This is a genomic window from Caulobacter sp. KR2-114 (genome assembly GCF_049446115.1).
Lineage (GTDB): Bacteria > Pseudomonadota > Alphaproteobacteria > Caulobacterales > Caulobacteraceae > Acaudatibacter.
This window is the reverse complement of record NZ_JBMSEC010000011.1, coordinates 25702-46098: the sequence shown is the minus strand read 5'-3', so window position 1 is coordinate 46098 and position 20397 is coordinate 25702. Positions and strand designations below refer to the sequence as shown.

General features: G+C 72.4%; 20 protein-coding genes. 10 read left to right on the top strand and 10 right to left on the bottom strand.

Features of this window, described 5'->3' with window-relative positions:
• The first annotated feature begins 7 nt into the window (after nt 1-7).
• The gene (locus ACO2Q3_RS26365) at nt 8-676 is read left to right on the top strand and encodes a hypothetical protein (RefSeq protein ID WP_423312203.1); all 669 of its coding nucleotides are present in this window, start codon (nt 8-10) and stop codon (nt 674-676) included.
• A 29-nt stretch (nt 677-705) separates the two neighbouring features.
• Here the strand turns inward: ACO2Q3_RS26365 and ACO2Q3_RS26360 are convergent, their stop codons facing one another.
• Entirely contained in the window at nt 706-1143 is a 438-nt protein-coding gene (locus ACO2Q3_RS26360) for a hypothetical protein (protein WP_423312201.1), read from the bottom strand.
• A 418-nt stretch (nt 1144-1561) separates the two neighbouring features.
• Between ACO2Q3_RS26360 and ACO2Q3_RS26355 the strand changes: the two genes are divergently transcribed.
• The 5 genes from ACO2Q3_RS26355 (at nt 1562) to ACO2Q3_RS26335 (ending at nt 9793) form a co-directional block, all read left to right on the top strand.
• Nucleotides 1562-2794 carry a low temperature requirement protein A gene (locus ACO2Q3_RS26355; protein WP_423312199.1) on the top strand — a complete coding sequence of 411 codons (1233 nt, stop codon included), beginning with the start codon at nt 1562-1564 and terminating at the stop codon, nt 2792-2794.
• A gap of 149 nt (nt 2795-2943) precedes the next feature.
• Complete coding sequence (locus ACO2Q3_RS26350; protein WP_423312197.1) at nt 2944-5070, top strand: TonB-dependent siderophore receptor; 2127 nt, start codon at nt 2944-2946, stop codon at nt 5068-5070.
• Between the two features lie 217 nt (nt 5071-5287).
• Nucleotides 5288-6496 (top strand): PepSY-associated TM helix domain-containing protein, encoded by a 1209-nt coding sequence (locus ACO2Q3_RS26345; protein WP_423312195.1) that lies wholly within the window; start codon nt 5288-5290, stop codon nt 6494-6496.
• Entirely contained in the window at nt 6493-8637 is a 2145-nt protein-coding gene (locus tag ACO2Q3_RS26340) for a S9 family peptidase (RefSeq protein ID WP_423312193.1), read from the top strand. The genes ACO2Q3_RS26345 and ACO2Q3_RS26340 overlap by 4 nt, the downstream gene beginning before the upstream one ends.
• Before the next feature lie 760 nt (nt 8638-9397).
• Nucleotides 9398-9793 (top strand): DUF1801 domain-containing protein, encoded by a 396-nt coding sequence (locus ACO2Q3_RS26335; protein ID WP_423312191.1) that lies wholly within the window; start codon nt 9398-9400, stop codon nt 9791-9793.
• Between the two features lie 172 nt (nt 9794-9965).
• On the opposite strand, the gene ACO2Q3_RS26330 is transcribed toward ACO2Q3_RS26335, so the two are convergent.
• The 4 genes from ACO2Q3_RS26330 to ACO2Q3_RS26315 all read right to left on the bottom strand — a co-directional run bounded on the left by ACO2Q3_RS26330 (nt 9966) and on the right by ACO2Q3_RS26315 (nt 13270).
• On the bottom strand, nt 9966-10598 hold the full coding sequence (locus ACO2Q3_RS26330) for an FMN-binding negative transcriptional regulator (protein ID WP_423312190.1): 633 nt from the start codon (nt 10596-10598) through the stop codon (nt 9966-9968).
• A 1-nt stretch (nt 10599) separates the two neighbouring features.
• Nucleotides 10600-11367, bottom strand: coding sequence for an AraC family transcriptional regulator (locus ACO2Q3_RS26325; RefSeq protein ID WP_423312188.1), 768 nt, complete (start codon nt 11365-11367; stop codon nt 10600-10602).
• Nucleotides 11368-11549: 182 nt separating this feature from the next.
• The gene (locus tag ACO2Q3_RS26320; protein WP_423312186.1) at nt 11550-12527 is read right to left on the bottom strand and encodes an alpha/beta hydrolase fold domain-containing protein; all 978 of its coding nucleotides are present in this window, start codon (nt 12525-12527) and stop codon (nt 11550-11552) included.
• Between the two features lie 113 nt (nt 12528-12640).
• The gene (locus ACO2Q3_RS26315; protein ID WP_423312184.1) at nt 12641-13270 is read right to left on the bottom strand and encodes a TetR family transcriptional regulator; all 630 of its coding nucleotides are present in this window, start codon (nt 13268-13270) and stop codon (nt 12641-12643) included.
• Nucleotides 13271-13377: 107 nt separating this feature from the next.
• On the opposite strand from ACO2Q3_RS26315, the gene ACO2Q3_RS26310 reads away from it, so the two are divergent.
• Nucleotides 13378-14055, top strand: a complete 678-nt coding sequence (locus ACO2Q3_RS26310; RefSeq protein WP_423312182.1) for an O-methyltransferase — start codon at nt 13378-13380, stop codon at nt 14053-14055.
• On the opposite strand, the gene dapA is transcribed toward ACO2Q3_RS26310, so the two are convergent.
• Both dapA and ACO2Q3_RS26300 read right to left on the bottom strand, forming a co-directional pair.
• On the bottom strand, nt 14001-14963 hold the full coding sequence (gene dapA / locus ACO2Q3_RS26305) for a 4-hydroxy-tetrahydrodipicolinate synthase (RefSeq protein ID WP_423312181.1): 963 nt from the start codon (nt 14961-14963) through the stop codon (nt 14001-14003). The genes ACO2Q3_RS26310 and dapA overlap by 55 nt on opposite strands.
• Nucleotides 14964-15171: 208 nt before the next feature.
• Nucleotides 15172-15540 carry a DsrE family protein gene (locus tag ACO2Q3_RS26300; RefSeq protein WP_423312179.1) on the bottom strand — a complete coding sequence of 123 codons (369 nt, stop codon included), beginning with the start codon at nt 15538-15540 and terminating at the stop codon, nt 15172-15174.
• Between the two features lie 79 nt (nt 15541-15619).
• Here ACO2Q3_RS26300 and ACO2Q3_RS26295 point away from each other — a divergent pair, with 79 nt between their 5' ends.
• Entirely contained in the window at nt 15620-16654 is a 1035-nt protein-coding gene (locus ACO2Q3_RS26295; RefSeq protein ID WP_423312177.1) for an AraC family transcriptional regulator, read from the top strand.
• On the opposite strand, the gene ACO2Q3_RS26290 is transcribed toward ACO2Q3_RS26295, so the two are convergent.
• Nucleotides 16626-17117 (bottom strand): hypothetical protein, encoded by a 492-nt coding sequence (locus ACO2Q3_RS26290; protein WP_423312175.1) that lies wholly within the window; start codon nt 17115-17117, stop codon nt 16626-16628. The genes ACO2Q3_RS26295 and ACO2Q3_RS26290 overlap by 29 nt on opposite strands.
• Before the next feature lie 331 nt (nt 17118-17448).
• Between ACO2Q3_RS26290 and ACO2Q3_RS26285 the strand changes: the two genes are divergently transcribed.
• A complete protein-coding gene (locus ACO2Q3_RS26285; protein WP_423312173.1) occupies nt 17449-17682 on the top strand; it encodes a hypothetical protein in 234 nt (77 codons plus the stop codon).
• Between the two features lie 21 nt (nt 17683-17703).
• On the opposite strand, the gene ACO2Q3_RS26280 is transcribed toward ACO2Q3_RS26285, so the two are convergent.
• Together ACO2Q3_RS26280 and ACO2Q3_RS26275 are read right to left on the bottom strand one after the other, a co-directional pair.
• Nucleotides 17704-18090 (bottom strand): c-type cytochrome, encoded by a 387-nt coding sequence (locus ACO2Q3_RS26280; protein ID WP_423312171.1) that lies wholly within the window; start codon nt 18088-18090, stop codon nt 17704-17706.
• Nucleotides 18075-19430, bottom strand: a complete 1356-nt coding sequence (locus tag ACO2Q3_RS26275; RefSeq protein WP_423312169.1) for a hypothetical protein — start codon at nt 19428-19430, stop codon at nt 18075-18077. The genes ACO2Q3_RS26280 and ACO2Q3_RS26275 overlap by 16 nt, the downstream gene beginning before the upstream one ends.
• Nucleotides 19431-19558: 128 nt before the next feature.
• On the opposite strand from ACO2Q3_RS26275, the gene ACO2Q3_RS26270 reads away from it, so the two are divergent.
• Nucleotides 19559-20347 (top strand): hypothetical protein, encoded by a 789-nt coding sequence (locus ACO2Q3_RS26270; protein WP_423312167.1) that lies wholly within the window; start codon nt 19559-19561, stop codon nt 20345-20347.
• Nucleotides 20348-20397: the final 50 nt, after the last annotated feature.

Genomic DNA, 20397 nt, shown 5'->3' with positions numbered 1-20397 from the left:
GGCCGTGGTGGAGTTCATTTCCGACGCCGTAGCATTCGACAGGCCGGGCTGGCGGATGCCGACCTCATCCACGGCCGCCAACGACCTGCACGTGCTCTACCGCCAGGACGACGAGGTGGTCTGCCTGGGTGTGGAGACGGCGACGGGCGCGCCGCTGCCCGCGCCGGCGCTGGAGGCGGTGCTGGCGGCGATCGAGGCGCGCCTGGGGGACGGCGGCTTCGCCGGCGACTATGGCGTGGCCGCGCAGCCGGCCGGGCGGTTCGACGCCCTCGGCCACCTGTCCGGCGACCTGCGGCGGCTGGCGGACGGCTGGGCCAATCCGGTCGACCGGCGCGTGGTGCAGGTGTTCCCCTGTTTCCGCTGCGAGCTGGACGCCGGCTGGCGGCTGCCGAAGTTCGTCGCCGCGGTGCGGGGGATGCGCAACCTTTTCGACCTGGACCGCGCGCCCAGCCCGTTCCTGGAGATCACCCTGCACGGCCGGGCGTTCCCGCGGCCGATCGACAACTGGGCCGGCGCGCCGCTGACCCTGGCCCTGTCCTATGCCTCGGCCCTCACCCACGACCCGACCGGGGTGCTGCGGGTGCGCAACCTGCAGGGCGCGGTGCTGACGCTGGACAAGGCCACCCCCTGGGCCGCTTGGGCCGAGGCGATCACCGCGCACGCGCAGATGCGCTGAGGGGCCGCAGCGTCGCAGCTCCGGGGCGGTCAGCCTGGCCGCTTCAGCACGCCGCTGCCCATCAGGCCGACGGCGTATCCGCCCGCCAGCAGAAGGTTCGGCGCGACGTTCCAGGCGAACCCCGTGGCGACCGACAGGGTGCTGTCGATCACGAACCAGGCGGCAATGCCGGCGCCGATGGCGCGCCATAGAGCCCTGCCCTGGCCCCTGCCCTGGGCCTCCAGATCGATCGCCGCCCTGACGGTGAAGACCAGGCTCACGGCCCAGCCGATCGACACCGCGCCCATCACCCCCAGGCTGAAGCGAAGCGTGGCGTCGAACGGCGGCGCGCCGGCGCCGTGCAGGATCGACAGGATCAGCTTTACCGGGCCGCTGGTCGCCTCGAACGCCCCGCCGCACAGCACCGCGCCGAACAGCCCGATCGAGACACACCAGACAACGAACCAACCCCGCCAGAATCCGGACATCGCACCCTCCCCGTTATCGCCACATGGGCGGCCGACGGGCGCGTCGGGTCAATTACCTGCCAGGTCATCGAAGCGCCGCGCGGCGCCGGAGGGAGGGCGATGTGCTGCAGCCCCCCTTCGTCACCCCGGACAAGGGCGCGCAGCGCCCGCCGATCCGGGGCCGGCCGCGCCGCGACCAAGACGACCTCCAGCCGGGCGCGGCCGCTCCGGCGCTGCATCCCGGTCTTCTGAGCCACCGCCTGGCCGGCCCCGGGTCTGCGCTGCGCGCAGCCCGGGGTGACGAGGGTGGGGGTGCAAGGGTGTTGGGGCGGCGAGATGGGGTCGCGAGGGCGACGGAAGGTTAAAGAGCGGCGGGCGGTCTGGTCGCGCCGCCGCGACGCCGTATAGGCTCGCGGCCTGACCCTGGGGGAGCCGACGCATGCTGAAGCCTGGCCTGGCGCCGATGCGCGGGCGCGATCCGCACGAGCGCGGGCGCGCCTCGACGCCGCTGGAGCTGCTGTTCGACCTGACCTTCGCCATCGCCTTCGCCACGGCGGCCGAGCACCTGGCCGAGCTGGTGGCGCACGGGCACGCGGCGGCCGGACTGACGGCGTTCAGCTTCGCCATGTTCGCCACCTGCTGGGCGTGGGTGAACTTCTCGTGGTTCGCCTCGGCCTACGACACCGACGACTGGGCCTTCCGGCTGGCGACCATGGTGCAGATGGTGGGGGTGCTGATCCTGGCGCTGGGCCTGCCGCGGATGTTCGCCTCGATCGAGGCGGGCGCGCGGCCGGACAACGCGGTGATGGTGGCCGGCTATGTGATCATGCGCGTGGCGCTGGTCGGCCAGTGGCTGCGGGCCGCCTGGCAGGACGAGGCGCGGCGGCGCGCCGCCCTGACCTATGCGGCCGGCATCATCGCGGTGCAGGCCGGCTGGGTGGCGCTGGTGTTCCTGCCGCTGGCCGTGGCGCCGCTGGCGGCGCTGATGGCCCTGTTCATCGTCGCCGAGATGGTCACGCCGTGGATCGCCGAGGCGCGCGGCGGCGGCACGCCCTGGCATGCGCACCACATCGCCGAGCGCTACAGCCTGCTGGCGATCATCGCCCTGGGCGAGGGCCTGGCCGGCGCGGTGGCGGCGATCGCGGCGGTGGTGGCGCGACAGGGCTGGAGCGCCGACGCGGTGCTGGTGTCGATCGCCGGGGCCGGCCTGACCTTCGGCCTGTGGTGGGTGTACTTCATGGTGCCCTCCGCGCCGGTGCTGCACGCCCATCGCGGCAAGGCGTTCGGCTGGGGCTATGGGCACATGGTGATCTTCGCCGCGATCGCCGCGACGGGGGCCGGGCTGCGGGTGACGGCGGCCTATGTGGCGCGCGAGGCGGCGATCGGGCCGGTGGGCGCGGTGCTGGCCGTGGCCATCCCGGTGGCGACCTACCTGGCGGCGATCTACGCCCTCTATGCCTGGCTGATGCGGCGGGGCGATGCGCTGCACGTCGGCCTGCTGGCCGGCACGGCGGGGCTGCTGGCCGCCGCGGTGGCCCTGGCGGCGGCGGGGGTCGGCCTGCCGGCGTGCCTGCTGGTGCTGACGGCGGCCCCGCTGGTCACCGTGGTCGGCTATGAACTGGCCGGCCGGCAGCGCCAGGCCCGGGCTCTGGCCGAGGTGGTGGGCGAGTAGAAAGGCCGGCCGCGGCCCGCCGGAACCCTCCGTGGCCTGAACGGAACGGTAATCGGCCCTCAGCGAACGGCGGCCGGCGGGGTTGACCGGCATTGTCGGCGCTGCAGGTTCGGCGTTCCTCGCGTCGGACGAGATGGGGGTGTTTCGACATGGCCGACGTCCGGTCCGAACTGAACTTCGCCGCGGGGCGCAGGGTGCTGCTGGCCGGGGCCGCGGTGCTGGCGCTGACCGGCGCGGCCGGCGGGGCGATGGCCGCCGACGCCGCGGGCGCGGCCGCCAGCGACAAGACCCAGCTGGACGAGCTGGTGGTCACGGCGCGGGGCTACGTGCCGACCACCGACGTGTCGGCCACCAAGTCGGCGATCCCGCTGGTGGAGACGCCGCAGTCGGTGACCGTGGTCACCCGCGACCAGATCAACGTGCTGAACATCCAGAACCTGCAACAGGCCATGCGCTACAGCGCCGGCGCGGTGGGCGAGAACTTCGGCCCGGACGAGCGCTTCGACTGGCTGACCCTGCGCGGCTTCTCGCCGGTGGAATACATCGACGGCCTGCAGGCGCCGGTCGGCTCGGTGGGCAGCGTCGGCCTCGACCTGTGGGACGCGGAGTCGGTGGAGATCCTGAAGGGGCCCTCCGGCGTGCTCTACGGCCAGACGCCGCCCGGCGGCATCGTCAACTTCACCAGCCGCCGCCCGCACGCGGACTTCGCAGCCGAGGTCCAGGGCCAGTACGGCAGCTTCGACCACAAGCAGATCGCCGGCACGATCACCGGCAAGCTGGACGCCAGCGACACCTTCGAAGGCAGCCTGACGGCCTTGTGGCGCGACCACGACACCCAGCTGAACTACGCCCACTCCAAGCGGGTGATGATCGCTCCGGCGCTGACCTGGAACATCGACGCCGGCACGCATTTCACCTTCCTCAGCTACTACCAGCACGACGACGCCCGCGGCGGCGACGGCGGCTTCCTGCCGGAGGTGGGCACGCTGCTGCCCAATCCGAACGGCCAGATCCCGGTGAACTTCAATCCGGGCGAGCCGGGCTACAACCGCTTCAAGCGCGCCCTCTACGGCATCGGCTACCAGTTCGACCACGCCTTCAACGACCACATCAGCTTCGTGCAGAACCTGAAGTATTCGGTGCAGGACGAGCACTTCACCTCGATCTACGGCAACGGCCTTGAGGCCGACAACCGCACCCTGGATCGGGCGGACTTCCTGTTCCCCGAGTATATCAAGAGCCTGGCCGTCGACAGCCGCCTGCAGATCAAGGCCAATACCGGCGCCATCGAGCACACCGTCCTGGCCGGCGTCGACTTCCGTGAGGTGTGGAACCACACCCAGTTCTACTTCGGCGACGCGCCGTCGATCGACCTTTACAATCCGGTCTACGGCAAGCCGATCCCGGCGACGTGGTTCAACTCGCCGAACTATATCAACAGCGACAACACCCAGACCGGGATCTACGCCCAGGACAGTCTGAAGTGGAACCACTGGCGCCTGACCGCCTCGATCCGCAACGACTGGCTGCGCGGCGACGTCAACGACAGCGCCTTCACCTACCGCGTCGGCCTGAACTACCTGTTCGACATCGGCCTGGCGCCCTACGTGGCCTATGCGACGTCGTTCCTGCCGACCTCCGGGGCGGACTTCGGCGGCCACGCCTTCAAGCCCTCCAGCGGCAGCCAGATCGAGGGCGGCGTGAAGTTCGAGCCGCACAACCTGGGCCGCGACACCAAGGTGTTCATCACCGCCGCCGGCTATGACCTGGTGCAGGACAACGTCCTGACCAGCGACCCGAACCACGCCTTCTTCAGCCTGCAGACCGGCCAGGTCGAGGTCACCGGCGCCGAGTTCGAGGCCGTGGCCCGCGTGCACGAGCGGCTGACCATCAACGCCTCGTACAGCTACACCAACGCCGTGGTCACCCGCTCCAACGACGTCGGCGCCACCGGCAAGCAGGTCACCAACGTGCCGAAGTTCAAGGCCTCGCTGCTGGTGGACTACACCCAGCAGACCGGGCCGCTGGCCGGCCTCGGCTTCGGCGCCGGCATCCGCTACCTGGGCACCTCGTTCGGCGACGAGTTCAACACCCTGCGCGCGCCGCCGGAGACCCTGGGCGACCTGATCGCCCACTACGACTATCGCAAGTGGCGCCTGGCGGTGAACGTCAGCAACATCGCCGACAAGGTCTACGTGGCCCGCTGCACCTCCACCGCCGCCTGCTACTATTCCAGCCGGCGCGAGGTGTTCGTCAGCCTGGACCGCAAGTGGTAGGTCGACCCCCTTCCCCCGCTTGCTTGCGGGGGACGATGGGGGCGCCAAGGGCGTGAAGGCGTGGGCGGCGCAGACATGGAACGCGAGCGTCGATGAGGCCTGCAGGACATAGGCTTCGGCCGGTCTCCCAGGTCCTTCTCCCCTTGCGGGAGAAGGACCTGGGCCGGCCGCGGGAAGAGATCAGCCTCGACGGCGCCGATAGAGGGCATCACACGTGATGGCGGATTCAGGCGTTCGTTCGTTCTGGATGGCCATCCACCGCTACCTCGGGCTGGCGACGCTGGTGTTCCTGGCCATCGCCGGCGTCACCGGCTGCGTGCTGACGGTGGACAAGCCGCTGGACGCGGCCCTGAACGCCGACCTGTTCCGCCAGCCGGCGAACAGCGCGCCGCTGGACGCCGTCCAGGCGGCGCAGGCGCTGCAGGCGGCCCGGCCGGACCTGACGGTGCTGTCGTTTCCGGCCCACGTATCCGCGGGCGACACCGTCCCGGTCAGCGTCACAGCCGCCGATCCGAAGCATCCCCTGGCCTACAGCGAAGTGTTCGTCGACCGGGCCGACGGCCACCTGGCCGGGACCCGGATGGCCGGTGCGGGCTGGGATCGCCGGCATCTCATGCAGGGCGTCTACAGCTTTCACTACACCCTGCTGGCGGGGACCGCCGGGCGCTGGCTGATGGGGATCTGCGCCCTCGGTTGGCTGATCGGCAACGTCGTCGGCCTGTACCTGACCTTCCCCACCCGCGAGCGCTTCGCCAGCCGCGGCTTCTGGAAGAAGTGGTCGGCTCTGTGGACGTTCAGGCTGAACAACCCGCTGCCGCGCGTGTTTCTCGATCTGCACCGCGCCAGCGGCCTGTGGCTGCTGGTCCCCGCCACGGTGCTGGCCTTCACCTCGGTGGCGATGAACTTCTTCGACGAGGCGTTCACCCCGACGGTGCAGGCGCTGTCCCCCGCCCGGCCCTCACCCTTCGACGGCCCGCCGCCGGCCGCCGCCCCGCCCCCGCCGCGCATCAGCTTCGCCCAGGCCCGCAGCCTGGCCATGCAGCGCGCCGCCGCCGTGGGTCTGGGCTGGACGCCGGCGCGGCTGTCCTATTCCCCCGAGCGCGGCTTCTACAGCGTGATGCTGACCGCCGGCGGGGTGGAGACCTATTCCCGGCTGGGGCCGATCGACTACGCCTTCGACGGCGCGGGCCGGTTCGTCTCCGAGGACAACCCGTACAGCGACAGCGCCGGCCGCAAGCTGTCGCGCGCCCTCTATCCGCTGCACTCGGGCCAGGTGATCGGCCTGCCGGGCGTGGTGCTGATCTTTGTCCTGGGCCTGGCGACCGCCGAGATGAGCGTCACCGGCGTCTATCTCTGGTGGAAGCGTCGCGGCCCGCGTATCGCCGGCGAACGGCGGCTGAAGGCTTTGCGTGAGGCTGCCCCATGAAGCGTCGGACCTTGCTGGGTTTTCTGGGCGCAGCCTTCACCCCGGTCGCCGCCCTCGCCGCCCGGGCGGCCGCGGCCCTGGCGCCGGTCACGCCTACCCGCCCCGCGCGCACCGAGCAGTTCGGCCGCCTGCGGATCGACGACTATGCCTGGCTGAAGCCGGCGAACTGGAAGGAGGTCTGGCGCGACAACAGTCGCCTGGACCCGGCGATCCGCGACTACCTGGCGCGAGAGGACGCCTACGCGGCCGCGGTGCTGGCCCCCACCGCCCCGATCCAGGCGCGGCTGCTGGCGGCGATGAAGGCCCGGCTGGGGCCCGACGCGGCCACCCCCGCGCTGGTGGACGGCCCGTTCGCCTACCTGAACCGCTTCGCCCCCGGCGCCACCCAGCCGCAGCATCTTCGCCGCCCAGCCGCCGGCGGGACGGAGACTCTGCTGGTCGACCTGCAGGCGCGCGCCGCGGGCCACGCCTTCTTCAACGCCGAGGGCGCCGCGCACAGCCCGGACCACGGCCTGTTCGCCTGGGCCGAAGACGTCACGGGCGCCGAGAAGTACCAGATCTTCCTCAAGGACCTCGCCACCGGCCAGATCATCGACGGGCCGAAGGACGCCTTCGGCGACTTCGTGTTCTCGGCGGACGGGGCGTGGCTGTTCTGGACCTGGCGCGACGCCGACAGCCGCCCTTCCAAGGTGTTCCGCCGCCCCTCGCGCGGCGGTCCCGACACCCTGGTCTACGCGGAAGCCGACCCCGGCTTCCTGCTGACCCTCACCGCCAGCAATTCGCGCCGCTGGCTGTTCCTGTCCGCCTGGAACGACGTGACCAGCGAGGTGCGCCTGATCGACGCCCGCGCGCCCGAGGCGCCGGCGGTGCTGGTCGAGCCGCGCACGGCCGGTCACAAGTACAGCCTGGAGCACTGGCGGGACCACTTCGTGGTGCTGACCAACGCCGATGGCGCGGTGGACTTCAAGCTGATGACGGCGCCCGAGGCCACGCCCGGCCGCGCCCAGTGGCAGGGCTGGCGGCCCGAGCAGCCCGGCCGCACCATCATCGACATGCGCGGCTTCGCCGACGGCTTCCTGCGCGTGGAGCGGGTCGAGGGCAACCCGACCCTGGTGATCACCTCACTGAGCGGCGCCGACGCCCCGGTCGCCTTCGACGAGGCGGCGTACGAACTTTCCCTGCAGGCCTCGCCGTACGACGGTCGCGCGATCACCGTGACCTACGAGTCGCCGCGCCAGCCGCGCGCCTGGCTGTCCATCGACCTGGCCAGCGGCGCCCGCACCGTGCTGGCCCGGCCGCCGCTGGCGCCCGCCCTGGCGCCGGACCGCTACGACCTGAAGCGGATACACGCCCGCGCCGGCGACGGCGCCGAGGTCCCGATCACGGTGCTCTGCCGCAAGGGGCTGAAGCCCGACGGGCGCGCGCCGCTGCTGCTCACCGGCTATGGCGCCTATGGCGACAGCTACGCCACCGGCTATTCGATCCCCAACCTGGCGCTGGTGGACCAGGGCTGGGTGTGGGCCGTGGCGCATGTGCGCGGCGGCTCGGAGAAGGGCCGCGGCTGGTTCGAGGCGGCCCGCGCGCTCAAAAAGAAGACCAGCTTCACCGATTTCATCGCCTGCGCCGAGGCGCTGATCGCCGCGGGTTACGGCGCCCGGGGGCGGGTGGTGGCGCACGGCTATTCCGCCGGCGGCCTGCTGGTCGGCGCGGCGCTGAACCTGCGGCCCGACCTCTGGGGCGCGGTGATCGGCCAGGCGCCGTTCGTCGACATGCTGAACACCATGAGCGACACCACCCACCCGCTGGTGCCGCTGACCTGGCCGGTGTGGGGCAATCCCCTGGCCGACGTCGCCGTCTACGACTACATCGCCAGCTATTCGCCGTACGAGAACGTGCAGGCCGGCGTCTATCCGCCGGTGCTGGCCACCACCGCCGTCGGCGACGACCGCGTCGGCTTCTGGGAACCGGCCAAGTGGATCGCCGCCCTGCGGGCCCGCACCCGCGGCGGGCCGAAGCTGCTGGCCTGCCGCATGGCCGGCGGCCACGGCGGCGGCGGCCGGATGGCCGAGCTGGAGCTGTCCGCCAGGATGTACGCCTTCGCCATCTGGGCGCTGGCGGGGGGCGCCCGGCGCGGCGCCTGAACCCCTCACCCTCCCGTCGCTGCCGCAACGGGCCCCTCCCTCTCCCTCCGGGAGAGGGGTTTCTCGACCGCAGGCGTTCTGAAATTTCCTCTCCCGCAGGGAGAGGGGTTCAAGTTGCTGATGACGCTGAGAAAATCTCCTCTCCCACAGGGAGAGGAAGGGGCCCGCGCCGGTGGATCGTCGCCGTGCGGCCAGGATGTACGCCTTCGCCATCTGGGCGCTGGCCGGGGGCGCCCGGCGCGGCGCCTGAACCCCTCACCCTCCCGTTGCTGCCGCAACGGGCCCCTCCCTCTCCCTCCGGGAGAGGGGTTTCTCGACCGCAGGCGTCCCTGGAATTCCTCTCCCACAGGGAGAGGGGTTCAAGTTGCTGATGACGCTGAGAAAACCTCCTCTCCCACAGGGAGAGGAAGGGGCCCGCGCCGGTGGATCGTCGCCCTGCGGCCAGGATGTACGCCTTCGCCATCTGGGCGCTGGCGGGGGGCGCCCGGCGCGGCGCCTGAACCCCTCACCCTCCCGTTGCTGCCGCAACGGGCCCCTCCCTCTCCCTCCGGGAGGTGTTTCTCGACCGCAGGCGTCCCTGGAATTTTCTCTCCCACAGGGAGAGGGGTTCAAGCTGCTGATGACGCTGAAAAAACTCCTCTCCCACAGGGAGAGGAAGGGGCCCGCGCCCGCCAGGGCGTGGGAAGGTGAGGGGTTCCGCCCTCGCCGTCCGCCCTCGCCCGTCTGGACAAGCCGCCCACGCCCGGCAAAGCTCGCACCCATGACCAGCCTGATGCGGTTTCCCAGCGCGGTGCGGCGCGACCCGGCGGTGGAGGCCTGGTTCGACGCCGGCGACCTGCGGCTGATGGCCCAGCCCTGGTTCGAGCGGCTGCGCGCGGCGGGGCCCGACGTGCGCGAGCTGATGCACGACCACTGCCCCACCGCCTGCGTCGAGGACGCCGCCTTCGCCTATGTCGGCGCCTTCACCGCGCACGTGAACATCGGCTTCTTCGCCGGCGCCGCCCTGCCCGACCCGGCCGGCCTGCTGCAGGGCGCCGGCAAACGCATGCGCCACGTCAAGCTGCGCTGGGGCGAGCCGGCCGACGAGCCGGCCCTGAAAGCCCTGATCGCCGCCGCCTACGCCGACATGCGCCGGCGGGTGGACGCGGGGGAATAGCGGGTCTGCGGTGAGCCGCGTAACCCCTCACCTTCCCGCGCCCTGATGGGGCGCGGGCCCCTCCCTCTCCCGATGGGAGAGGGGTAGGCAATCACCTCTCCCACAGGGAGAGGGAGGGGCCCATGGCGCAGCCATGGGAGGGTGAGGGGGTCGGCCCTCACCGGAATGCCCCCTACCCCTCGCGCCCCGGGTTCGAACGCCGCACCCAGGTGGCCAAGTCCCCTGCCCCCTCCCCGTCGAGCCCCCGCAGGATGTCGGCGTAGACGTCGTCGCGGTCGTCCTGGCTGAGCTTGAACATGGGGCGGATCGCCTCGACGTCGGCCTCGAAGGCGACGACGCCGCGGGCCAGGCCGGCCAGGCGCGGGCCCATCTCGGCGGCGGACCAGGCGCCCCGGCGACCGGCCTCGTTCGCGGCGATCAGGGCGTCCAGCGAGGCGCCGACGCCGGCCGCGTCGTCGATCAGGCGCACCCGGGCGGTGATCTGCAGCGAGGCGTAGTTCCAGCTGGGCGCCTGGCTGCGATCGGCCATCCAGGACGGCGAGACGTAGCCGTTCGGCCCCATGAACAGGAACCGCGCCAAGGGCCGCTCGCGCAACAGGGCGACGTGCGGATTGCGCCGGGAGAAATGGCCGTCCAGCCGCACCACGCCGCCGTCCGCCCCGGTCACAGCCAGCACCGGCAGCGGGGTGGCGGCGAACGGGTCGGCGCTGACCAGCCAGGCCATCGGCGCGGCGGCGATCAGCCGGGCGACATCGCCGGCGTCGGCGGGGGCATAGGTCGCCTCGCGAGGATCGGCGGGAAGCATCCTATTGCAGGCGCGCGAAGTACTGGCTGGGCGCGGCGCCGAACACCTTGTGGAACACGGCGGTGAACGACGAGGGGCTGTCATAGCCCACGTCAAGCGCCACGGTGGTCACCGGCTGGCCGCAGGCGAGCCGCGACAGCGCCTCCATCAGCCGCACGTGCTGGCGCCAGGCGGCGACGCTCATGCCGGTCTCCAGCCGGAACTGTCGGGTCAGGGTGCGGCGCGACATGCGGGCGATCTCGGCCATCTGGTCCAGGTCGGCGTCCGCCGCGGGGTCGTCGATGATCGCCCGGCACAGGCGCGCCAGCCGCGGGTCCTGCGGCATCGGCACATGCAGGCCGGCCACCGGCAGGGTCAGCATCTCGTCCAGCAGCAGCCGCACGATCAGTCCCTCGCGCCCCTCCACCGCATATTCGGGGGCGAAGCGCATCACCTCCAGGATCAGGGCGCGCAGCAGCGGGGTGACCTCGACCACGCAGGTCTGGCGCGGCAGGCGCTCGCCGGCGTCGGGCTCGACGTACAGGGTGCGCAGCGACACCGCCCCGCGGCAGGAGACCTCATGCTCGACCCCGCCGGGGATCCATACCGCGCGCTGCGGCGGGATCACGAAGCTGCCCTCGCGGGTGACCACCGACATCACCCCGGTGGTGGCGTAGAGCAGCTGGGCGCGGCGGTGGCTGTGCGGAGGGTCGACGAACCCGGCCGGGTATTCGTCGGCCAGGGCGACCACCGGTCTTGGGACCTGTTCGTAGTCGGCGCTGCGTCTCATGGCCCGGATGCGCGGATTGCCCAGGCCAATATCGATATCAGGCCCGTCGGGCGATTCAATCCGCCACCGGACGAAGCCGGGCGGCCGGTGCATTCCTGCATCAGCCGGGGCGCCCACGCCCAAGGTCTGGGCGCAGGGGGACTGGAAGAGGGCGCGCGCGCCGGTCATCGCGCCCCCGCGTCTCAGACGGCCGGGACGGCGGCCAGGGTGCGGCGCAGCCAGGCCGCCCCGTCGCCCAGCGCCCGCCCGGCCAGGGCGGAGATCGACACCGCCTCGAGGAAGCTGTGCGTCGCGCCGGCGTAGATCACGCTGTCGCAGACGTTGCCGGCCTCGCGCAGGCGCCGGGCCATCGCCACGTCGCCGTCCGCCAGCGGGTCGCACTCGGCGATCACGTGGAACGACGGGGGCAGGTTCGAGAGGTCGTCGGCCAGGGCCGGCAGGGCCAGCGGTCCGGGCGCGCTCCAGCCGCGGCCGAGATAGTTGTCGAGGAAGCCGGCCAGCTCCTCGCGGGTCAGCATGGCCCCCGGATCGCCCCAGCGCCGCTGCGAGGCGGTGGTGAAGTCGGCGTCGAAGAAGCCGTAGTTGCAGAGCATCGCCGCCGGGCGCAGCGCCGCCCCCTTGTCGCGCAGCGCCAGGCAGGCGGCCACGGCCAGGTTGGCGCCGGCCGAGTCGCCGCCCACCGCCACCCGGCGCGGGTCGACGCAGGCCTCGGCCCCGCCCAGCAGGTGCTCCAGCACGCCGGCGACCTGGTTGAGGGCGGTGGGGAAACGGGCTTCCGGCGACAGGGCGTAGTCGACGCCGATCACCAGCAAGCCGGCCCGGGCGGCGTATTCGCGCATCAGCCGGTCGTGGGTGTCGAGGCTGAAGGTGGTGAAACCGCCGCCGTGCAGATAGATCAGCACCGGGGCCGGACCGGCCGGGCGGCCGGGATCGAACAGGCGCAGGCGCACGTCGCCGGCTTCGGTGGGCGCGGTCAGCTCCCAGGTGCGCAGCATCACCGGCCCGCCCTGCCGCCAGGGCGCGCGCACGCTTTCGGCCACCGCCCGCTGCTCGGCGAAGCTCATCCGCGCCAGGTCCGGATGCCGGGCGAAGTCGCGCTGCACGCGCGCCACGAACACCGCGACCTCCGGGTCGATCGCTCCCCTGCCGTCCAGACCCACGCCGCTCGCCCTGCCCATCATCGCCGGCAAGCTAGCGCGCCGCCCGCGGCTCGCGCCTTGGCTGAATGACCAAATGCTTCTTGTCGCGGGCCAATTGCCGCGGCCAGAGCGGCTTAAGACTTCAGCCGCTCCAGGTAGGCGCAGAACATGTCGGCCATGGCGTCGGACCAGGCGGCGATCTCGGCGGCGGTGCGCGGGGTCTCGGAGAAGGCCTTGCCGGCCTGGCCGAGGGTGGTGGTGATCAGGTCGCCGGCCAGGGCGCGCACGTCCTCGCCCGCCGCCGGCAGGGCCTCGCGCAGGAAGGCCTGCATGATCGGCGCGCCGGCCACCCGCGCGGCCTGCGCCTCCGGGGCGTCGCGATAGAGGGGGGCGGCGTCGCCCAGCGCCTGGCGCACCTGCGCCTCGTCGCACTCGGAGCGGACGAAGGCGTGGACCAGCGCGCGCAGCCGCGCCGGCGGCGGCCGGGCGACGTCCTCCAGGATCGCGCGCAGCATGGCGGTGGTCTCGCGCCACTCGTCGGCCTGCAGGCGGAACAGGATCGCCGCCTTGTTGGGGAAGTACTGATAGAGCGACCCCACGCTGACCCCGGCCCGCTCGGCCACCCGCGCGGTGGTGAAGCGCGCGGCGCCCTCCTCCGCCAGAACCTGAACCGCCGCCTGCAGCACCGCCTCCACCAGCCCGGCCGAGCGCGCCTGGCTGGGCTGCTTTCGTGTGGAAATCGAAGGGCTTGCGCGGGCGGTCATGCGGCGTCCTGGCGGCAGAGGGCGATGCGAATAGGAAACCTGACGAACTCGTCGCATTTTTCCGGCCAGCGCAAGCCCCCTTGCCCGACTTCAGCCCGGAGCCCCCGATGACCGCCCCGCTCTCCACCTTGCTGACCGCTCCCGTCGCCCCGCTGCTGGCGCGCCTGTTCGCCCAGGCCGACGCCGCCGACCCGGCCACGGATCCCGCCTTCGCCGCCATAACCCCCGCCGAGCGCACCCGGCTGATGCGCTCGAAGACCGGCTATCTGGAGCTCTACGGCGCGCTGAAGGACGTCCCCCTGCCCGTCTCGCGCCAGACCGGGGCGCTGCTGTACATGCTGGCCCGCGCCACCGGCGCCCGCAGCACCGTCGAATTCGGGACCTCGTTCGGCGTCTCCACCCTGCACCTGGCCGCCGCCCTGCGTGACAACGGCGGCGGGCGGCTGGTGACCAGCGAGTTCGAGCCGTCGAAGATCGCCCGCGCCCGGGCCAACCTGGACGCCGCGGGCCTGGCCGACCTGGTGGAGATCCGCCAGGGCGATGCGCTGCAGACCCTGGCGCACGACCTGCCGGCGCCCATCGACCTGGTGCTGCTGGACGGCGCCAAGGCGCTGTACCCGGACATCCTGGGCCTGCTGGAGCCGGCGCTGCGCCCCGGGGCCCTGATCGTCGCCGACAACGCCGACCACAGCCCCGAGTACCTGGCGCGGGTGCGCGACGGCGCCGGCGGCTACCTGTCGGTCCCGTTCGGCGGGGACGTGGAGCTGTCGATGCGGCTGGGCTGAGCGCCCCCGCCCCAGGCCGCCAGCGCCTGGTCCAGCCGCCGGGCCAGGGCGTCGCTGACCGGGGTCATCGGCAGGCGCAGGTCGGGCGTGTCGATCAGGCCGCGCCGCCACAGGGCGTACTTCAGCGGCGCGGGGTTGGGCTCGGCGAACAGCAGCGCCGGGATCGCCGCCAGCCGGTCGCGCCACAGGGCCTTCGCCTCGTCCCCGCGCCCGTCGGCGGCCAGGGCCAGCAGCCGCGAGAAGCCGGCGGGGTCGAGGTGGGCCGAGGCGGTGATCCCGCCATCGGCGCCCGCGCTGACGGCGTCCAGCAGGCTGGCGTCGTCGCCCGCCAGCACCGCGAAACCCGGCGGCCGGCGCGCGATCAGGTCCAGGGTCTGGGCCGGGTCGGCGCAGCAGTCCTTCACGCCGACGATGTTGGGCCGCTCGGCCAGGGCGATCAGGGTGTCGTTGGCCATGTTGACCCCGGTCCGGTAGGGAATGTTGTAGACCAGCACCGGCCGCCGGGTGCTGTCGGCGATCGCCTCGAAGTGGCGTCGCAGCCCGTCCTGCGAGGGGCGGACATAGCTGGGGCAGGACACCAGGAAGCCGTCGCCGGGCCAGGCCTCCGCCGCCCGCAGCGCCGCGATCACCTGGGCGGTGACGGCGCCCGCCAGGCCGACCAGGATCGGCGTCGACGCCCCGCTGGCCGCCCGCTCGTCGGCCGCCGCCTGCAGCACCCGCCGCAGCTCGTCGGGCGACAGCGCCAGACCCTCGCCGGTGGTGGCGCCCAGCACCAGGCCGTCCACGGCGCCGGCGTAGGTCCGCACGAGACGCCGCAGGGACGCCTCGTCCAGCCGGTCGTCGCGGAATGGGGTCACCAGCGGCAGCCACAGGCCGCCAAAGCGGCCGCAGGATAGGCAATCGGTCATCGCAAGTCTCCTGTCAGGCCGGAGACGAAGCACGCTTTGGACCCCGTCGCGCCGGCGGGGTTCATCGTGGGTTTGTCGCGCGCTAGTGGGCGCGCACAGACCAGCCCAGACCCCTGATGGGGGGCTGTTTTTTGGCGACGGCGTTGGCGGCGCGGCGGGTCATGCGCCTCCCATCGCCCTGCGGCGCGGCAAGGTCAAGCCTGAGGCTCTAGAAGGTCAGCGTGGCCGCCCCCTCGCGCACCTGGGCGAACATGGCGCTGGCGCCGGTGATCACCACGCCGTCGAGCAGGTCCGCGGCCTCGTAGCCCCGGGTCGCGGCGCAGGGCGGACAGACCCAGATCACCCCGCCGCGCGCCTGGAAGCTGGCGATCAGGTCGGCCAGCGGCTCCAGCGGGGCCACCCGGGTCAGCGCCTGGCCGCCCTTGCGCACAAGGTCCACGGCGGCGCTGGTCAGGAACACCGAGACCTGCAGGCCCGCGGTGATCGCCCCATTGGCCAGGGTGAAGCCCACCGAGGACACCTCTGAATCGATGCCCCGGGTCATGACGATTACCAGCTTGTCGGTTTCGGTCGCCACGGTACTGTTCCTCCTTAGAAAGGCCCCTGCCCACGCGAGACAGGCTAGCGGCCGCCCCGGACCGAGGTCTTTGGCCGCAATGCCGGAACCCTTGATCGAACCGCCGCCCCCCGCCCCCCAGCCCGACCGCGCGGCGGCGGACGACGTGCTGTCGGCGGTGCTGGGCGCTATCCGGCTGTCCGGCTCGGTGCAGTTCTGCTTCATGCCCAGCGGCGCCTGGCGCACCGACGCGGCCCCCTCGCTGGCCGCGCTGGGCGGCGGTCCCGGCGGCGCCATGCCGTTCCACATCGTCGCCCAGGGCGCCTGCTGGCTGAAGATCGCCGGGCGCACGGTTGAGCTGGTCGCCGGCGACATGGTCGCCTTCCCGTTCGCGACCGGCCATCAGCTGGGCGCCGGGCGCGACGGGCGGCTGGTGACCCCGGTGAAGGACCTGCCGCCACGGCCGTGGCGGACCATCCCGGTCATGCGCTACGGCGCCGGCGAGGCGGCGGAGGGCGGTGACGTTCGGCTGCTGTGCGGCTACCTGGAGTTCGCCGCGGCGGGGTTCCGGCCCCTGCGGGATGCGCTGCCGGACATGCTGCACATGCGCACGAGCGACGACGACCTGGCCTGGCTGCGCACGATCGTCGCCCAGATCGTCAGCGAGGTGGACCGGCCGCACGCCGGTGGCGTCTCGATGCTGGAGCGGCTGACCGAGATCGCCTTCATCGAGCTGCTGCGCCGCCATGTCCGGGCCACGCCAAAGGGCGCCACCGGCTGGCTGGCGGCGATGACCGACCCCGTGCTGGGCCGCAGCCTGGCGGTGATCCACGCCGACCCCCGCCGCGATTGGACCGGGCCGGCGCTGGCCGCCGCGTGCGGCCTGTCGCGCAGCGCCCTGGCCGAGCGGTTCGAGACGGTGCTGGCGACGTCGCCGATGCGCTACCTGCGCGAATGGCGCCTGTGCCTGGCCAGCGTCGCCCTGGCCACCACGCGCCAGCCGATTGCCGAGGTGGCGCACGAGGCCGGCTATGGCACTGAGGCGGCCTTCAGCCGCGCCTTCTCACGGGCCTACGACCTGCCGCCCGCCGCCTGGCGCGCCCGCGCTATTCCAGGTCCACCCCGGCCCGCTTGAGGCCGCGGAACAGCCGGCGCAGGTTGGCGAGGTTCAGCAGCAGCGCCTGTTCCTGCTCGGGCGAATCGAGCGTCGCCGCGGGGGCCAGCACCCCGCCCTTGACCCGCACGCACCGGCCTTCCCTGATCAGCTTGTTGACGTAGCGGCGCGTGGTCTCGAATGGCAGGCCGAGCGAGCCGGCCACCGAGAGCACGCTGACCGGTCGGCGCAGGTCGTCGGGCGGTGGGCTGTCGACACCGGAAAACTGCGCCGCGACGTTCGGGTTCTGGTCCAGGTGCCCGATGTTGGCGGCCAGGATCGCCCGCAGCACCACCGCCTTCATCAGGTCGCCCTGGGTGGTCTCCGTCATAAGCCGCGCGCTGCGCAGGAAGTACTCGCTCGACAGCCTGACCGCCGCGCGGGCGGTGGCCGCGTCGGCGACGACCTGCGGGTGCGGCTCGACCGTATTGGACGATGCGTTCATTCGGAACCTGCCTCCGCTGCCAGGTAAGATCGGATGGCCGATTGCCGTATTGTGCGCCTGGCTCGCACGCCAGCAACTCATTTCAGTGAGTCTAAGTATTCCTACGTAGATGCCGCGCTGGATCAGCCGAGGCAAATCGCCTCTGCCCAAAATGGGCGCCTGCCAGGCCTGGTGAAGTCAGAAGCGGACGCGCCTCGACTTCGCATGATCATGCCGTCTTCTCACGGTTGTGGCGAAAGCCGGCGCCGCCGACTTGAGGAAACGACAGGCTTCGGGATGGCGGCCATCCGGGCTAACCCTTGCCCGGACAGGCTTGGCGAGGAGAACAGGGATGGGGGACGCCGGCAGGATGGCCGAGCCGCTGGGCGAGATCCGCATCCGGCGGGCGCAGGCGGGCGACGCCGCGGCGATCCGCGAGGCGGGCCACTCGCGCGTGCGCCTGTTCACCAACGGCCGCTGGACGGCCAACGTGCGGCTCTACCAGCGGCTGGGGTACGCCATCGACGGCGAGACGCCGATCGACGGCGCCATGGTGCGGGTCGACATGAGCAGGCGGCTGGCGTGAACGCCGGCGCCCGCCCGGCGGCTATTTCAAGGTGTTGAGATAGGCGATCAGATTGTCGACCTGGGCGGGGTTCTTCAGGCCCATGAAGGTCATCTTGGTGCCCGGCACCATGGCGCTGGGCGCCGGCAGGTAGGCGTGCAGGCGGTCGTTGGTCCAGCTGAAGCCCGCGGACTTCATGGCGGCGGAATAGCTGAAGCCCTTCACCGAGCCGGCCGGGCGGCCGACGATGCCGAACAGCGTCGGGCCCAGGATGGCCGCGCCGCCCTTGGCCGCGGAGTGGCACATGGCGCAGCGCGAGGCGAACACGGCGTGTCCCGCGTCGGGATCCCCCGCCGCCGCCGGGACGGCGGCGCCCAGGCCGGCGGTCAGGGCCAGGACGGGGACGAGGCGGCTCAGTAGGCGATCCATGTGAAGACCCTCAGCGTGTTGTTGTCGGAAGCGTTGGCGCCCGCGCCGTCGTAGTTCGAGCCGGCGCCGTCGAAGGTGGCGTAGGCGGTGTACTGGACCCCCACGCGCATGTTGAACCGCGGTCCCAGGGGCGACTGGCCGGCGCCCCAGGGGGTCGCATCCAGCTGCACGGTCACGCCGCTGGAGTCGGGCTTGAGCGTGCGGTTGTCCGCATAGATCGTCGGGTTGGCCGAGCCTGTGGTGTCGAAGGCCGCCACCGTCACGCCGATCCGGTTGCGCCAGTAGTAGGAGACGTCGGCGCGCACGTCGGTCAGGTCGTTGCGCGCGCACCCGGGGTCGGCCTCGGCCAGGGCGCAGGTGGCGTCCAGGCTCTGCTGCTCGTGCATGTAGCGCGCGTTCAGGGTCAGGGTGTCGCCGCTGGCCAGGGGCGCCACATAGGAGGCGTCGACGCCGACATCGGTGTAGCGGTCGGTCAGGCCCGTGCTGCGGTCGCGCCCGGGATGAATGTCGGCCCGCATGCCGAAAACCCCCGCTTCCAGCGTGCCTGGTCCCACCGGCTTCTGGAAGGCGACCCGCACATAGGGCGCCAGACCGTCGATGTCGCCGGGGCTGAACGGGTCGGCGCCCAGGTGATTCAGGGTCGAGACGCTGGGCGAGCCATAGGCCCCGGCCTCTAGGAACAGCTGCGAATTGATCCAGGCATAGCCGGTGAAGCCCAGGGTGTTCTGCGCCAGGCCGCCGGCCAGCAGCGGCGAGGCGGACGGCGACGGCGCGAGGGCCGAGCTGGTGTACGGATAGCCCCACGCCGGCAGGGTGTTCCAGGCGTCCTGCACGCCGGGCGAATTGTTCAGGCTGACGCCCAGGATCACGTCCGCGCCCTTGATCTGGGCGGTGGTGGTGGCGCGCACATCCAGGTTGTCCCAGGTCCAGGCCTTGGCGATCCCGTCATAGGTGGTCTGCACGAAGGCGCCGAGGTGCGAGCCGAGACCGCCGGCCAGGAACAGGCTGACCTGGTCCAGGCCTGTGTTGCTGTTCACGCCGAAGCCGTCCGCGGGCGGGCTGGGCTGGTCGGCCTTGGTCCTGACGTAGGAGGCCACCGCCATCATCGAGAACGGCGCGTTGAACGCGACCGCCCGCTGGGTATAGCCGCGCAGCTTGAACTCGCGGCCGAAGGGGGTGAGCTGCGGGCCGAAGCCGCCGACGTGGCAGGCTTGGCAGGGCTGCCCGGTCTGCACGGCGAACGCCGGGACCGCGTGCGCGGCGCCCACGCCGAGGCCGAGCAACGCCAGGACGGCCAGCGCCGCCGAGCGCGCCGCGCCCATGAAAGCTTCCAGCCGCATGTTCCGCATCCCTCTGTCCGCCGCTTGCACGGTCTTCAGGGGCAGGTTCGCAGAGGCGCAGGCGGCTGTCCTTGCGCCGGATCAATACGCAGTGGCCGCGGCCCCGCCGGGCGCCTAAGCTGACGACCATGCCCGCCCGGCCCGCCCCCCCGAGCCCGTCTCCGCAGACGCCCTCGAAAACGCCCCTCACCGCGGACGACGCGGCGGCGCTGGCCGAGCGGGTGCTGGCGGCGCGCTATCCGCAGGCCGACGCCGGGTTCGCCGCCGGCTCGCTGGTGCGCGGCGGGGCGACAGCGAGCTCGGACCTGGATCTGGTGGTGCTGTCGCCAGCGCTGCCGCACGCCCACCGCGAGTCCTTCCTGTTCGAGGCGACGCCGGTGGACGCCTTCGCCCACGACCCGCAGACCCTGCGCGCGTTCTTCGGCAAGGATATCGCCGCCGGTCGTCCGGCCATGCTGACCATGGTCGCCGAGGGCCGCATCGTCGGCCCGCGCCCGGCGCCCGCCCAGGCGCTGCAGGCCGAGGCGCAGGCCACGCTCGCCAAGGGGCCACCGGCCCTGGATGCGGCGGCGCTGTCGCTGTGGCGCTACCTGATCACCTCGCGCCTGGAAGACCTCGAGGATCCGCGGCCCTGGCCGGAGACGGCGGCGACGGCGGTGTGGCTCTATCCGGCGCTGGCCGAGTTCGTCCTGCGCGCCAACGGCCGCTGGGCGGCGACGGCCAAATGGGTTCCGCGCGCCCTGGCGGCGTTCGACCCGGCGCTGGCCGGCGCGTTCGACTCGGCGTTCGCCGCCCTCTTCGAGCGCCGCGACACGGCCCCGCTGGTCCGCCTGGGCGAGCGCCTCCTGGCCCCCTTCGGCGGGCGCCTGTTCGACGGCTTCCACGCCGACGCGCCGCCGCAGGACCGCGCGCCCTAGGGTGGGTCAGGAACATGGGCAACCGGCCTGATGGCCGTGCCCGAGGACGC

What these genes read in the sequence shown, in the direction of transcription:
- ACO2Q3_RS26360 (WP_423312201.1), bottom strand. Translation starts at nt 1,143, where the DNA reads ATGTCCGGATTCTGGCGGGGTTGGTTCGTTGTCTGGTGTGTCTCGATC.
- ACO2Q3_RS26355 (WP_423312199.1), top strand. Translation starts at nt 1,562, where the DNA reads ATGCTGAAGCCTGGCCTGGCGCCGATGCGCGGGCGCGATCCGCACGAG.
- ACO2Q3_RS26350 (WP_423312197.1), top strand. Translation starts at nt 2,944, where the DNA reads ATGGCCGACGTCCGGTCCGAACTGAACTTCGCCGCGGGGCGCAGGGTG.
- ACO2Q3_RS26345 (WP_423312195.1), top strand. Translation starts at nt 5,288, where the DNA reads ATGGCGGATTCAGGCGTTCGTTCGTTCTGGATGGCCATCCACCGCTAC.
- ACO2Q3_RS26340 (WP_423312193.1), top strand. Translation starts at nt 6,493, where the DNA reads ATGAAGCGTCGGACCTTGCTGGGTTTTCTGGGCGCAGCCTTCACCCCG.
- ACO2Q3_RS26335 (WP_423312191.1), top strand. Translation starts at nt 9,398, where the DNA reads ATGACCAGCCTGATGCGGTTTCCCAGCGCGGTGCGGCGCGACCCGGCG.
- ACO2Q3_RS26330 (WP_423312190.1), bottom strand. Translation starts at nt 10,598, where the DNA reads ATGCTTCCCGCCGATCCTCGCGAGGCGACCTATGCCCCCGCCGACGCC.
- ACO2Q3_RS26325 (WP_423312188.1), bottom strand. Translation starts at nt 11,367, where the DNA reads ATGAGACGCAGCGCCGACTACGAACAGGTCCCAAGACCGGTGGTCGCC.
- ACO2Q3_RS26315 (WP_423312184.1), bottom strand. Translation starts at nt 13,270, where the DNA reads ATGACCGCCCGCGCAAGCCCTTCGATTTCCACACGAAAGCAGCCCAGC.
- ACO2Q3_RS26310 (WP_423312182.1), top strand. Translation starts at nt 13,378, where the DNA reads ATGACCGCCCCGCTCTCCACCTTGCTGACCGCTCCCGTCGCCCCGCTG.
- dapA (WP_423312181.1), bottom strand. Translation starts at nt 14,963, where the DNA reads ATGACCGATTGCCTATCCTGCGGCCGCTTTGGCGGCCTGTGGCTGCCG.
- ACO2Q3_RS26295 (WP_423312177.1), top strand. Translation starts at nt 15,620, where the DNA reads ATGCCGGAACCCTTGATCGAACCGCCGCCCCCCGCCCCCCAGCCCGAC.
- ACO2Q3_RS26290 (WP_423312175.1), bottom strand. Translation starts at nt 17,117, where the DNA reads ATGAACGCATCGTCCAATACGGTCGAGCCGCACCCGCAGGTCGTCGCC.
- ACO2Q3_RS26285 (WP_423312173.1), top strand. Translation starts at nt 17,449, where the DNA reads ATGGGGGACGCCGGCAGGATGGCCGAGCCGCTGGGCGAGATCCGCATC.
- ACO2Q3_RS26280 (WP_423312171.1), bottom strand. Translation starts at nt 18,090, where the DNA reads ATGGATCGCCTACTGAGCCGCCTCGTCCCCGTCCTGGCCCTGACCGCC.
- ACO2Q3_RS26275 (WP_423312169.1), bottom strand. Translation starts at nt 19,430, where the DNA reads ATGCGGCTGGAAGCTTTCATGGGCGCGGCGCGCTCGGCGGCGCTGGCC.
- ACO2Q3_RS26270 (WP_423312167.1), top strand. Translation starts at nt 19,559, where the DNA reads ATGCCCGCCCGGCCCGCCCCCCCGAGCCCGTCTCCGCAGACGCCCTCG.